This window comes from Streptomyces sp. DH12, from assembly GCF_020873895.1.
In the GTDB taxonomy this organism is placed as follows: Bacteria; Actinomycetota; Actinomycetes; order Streptomycetales; family Streptomycetaceae; genus Streptomyces.
This window is the reverse complement of record NZ_JAHWGT010000271.1, coordinates 1-725: the sequence shown is the minus strand read 5'-3', so window position 1 is coordinate 725 and position 725 is coordinate 1. Positions and strand designations below refer to the sequence as shown.

Sequence of the window (725 nt, the reverse complement as noted above, 5' to 3'; positions counted from 1 at the left end):
CGGGTTCGTGCTCGGCGGTGATCTCGCGGAGGCCGGGGAGCTGGTCCTGGGCCCCATAAGAGAGTCCGTGGGACGCTACGCCATACCCAGCGCCGCGCGCCAACTCTCCGTGCTTCCAGGGGCACTTGGGGGCCGTGCGGAGGTGCTGGGCGCCCTCGCGCTGGCGCTGAGCGAAATGGGCGATTCGACCCTTCTGGACGGGACGGCGACAGGGTCCCTCGCCGCCTCCACCCCTGCCTTCACTTAGAGAACGGATGGCACCGTTGCCATCTCGTTAAGGATTTACTTCTTGACGTCGCACGTGCGGCCGAGTTGACTTCCAGCCACCTCGGCCGCAACGACGCGGCCTCGTCAGGGAGGTTTGTAGAAGTGAACACGCGTATGCGTCGTGCCGCCTTCGCCATCGCCGCGGGTGCGATGGCCGTCTCGCTCGCCGCCTGTGGCAGCGCCGCCGAGTCCGGCGACAAGAAGAGCGACTCGGGCGACTCCGCCGCCAAGGGCGACAACATCAAGGTCGGTCTGCTCCTGCCGGAGAACCAGACCGCGCGGTACGAGAAGCTCGACAAGCCCTTGATCGAGAAGAAGGTCAAGGAGCTCACGAACAACAAGGGCGAGGTCGTCTACGCCAACGCCAAGCAGGACGCCAGCCTGCAGAACCAGCAGGTCGACACGATGGTGACCAACAAGGTCGACGTGCTCATCGTGGACGCGGTGGACTCCAAGGC

1 protein-coding gene and 1 pseudogene are annotated in these 725 nt (G+C 65.7%); both read left to right on the top strand.

Annotated features, from left to right (window positions below):
• Positions 1 to 247, top strand: a pseudogene (locus tag LPA54_RS33975) (ROK family transcriptional regulator); the annotation flags it as partial.
• Between the two features lie 134 nt (positions 248 to 381).
• Positions 382 to 725: substrate-binding domain-containing protein (locus tag LPA54_RS33970; RefSeq protein ID WP_368857880.1), on the top strand; the 344-nt coding region annotated here is incomplete at its 3' end.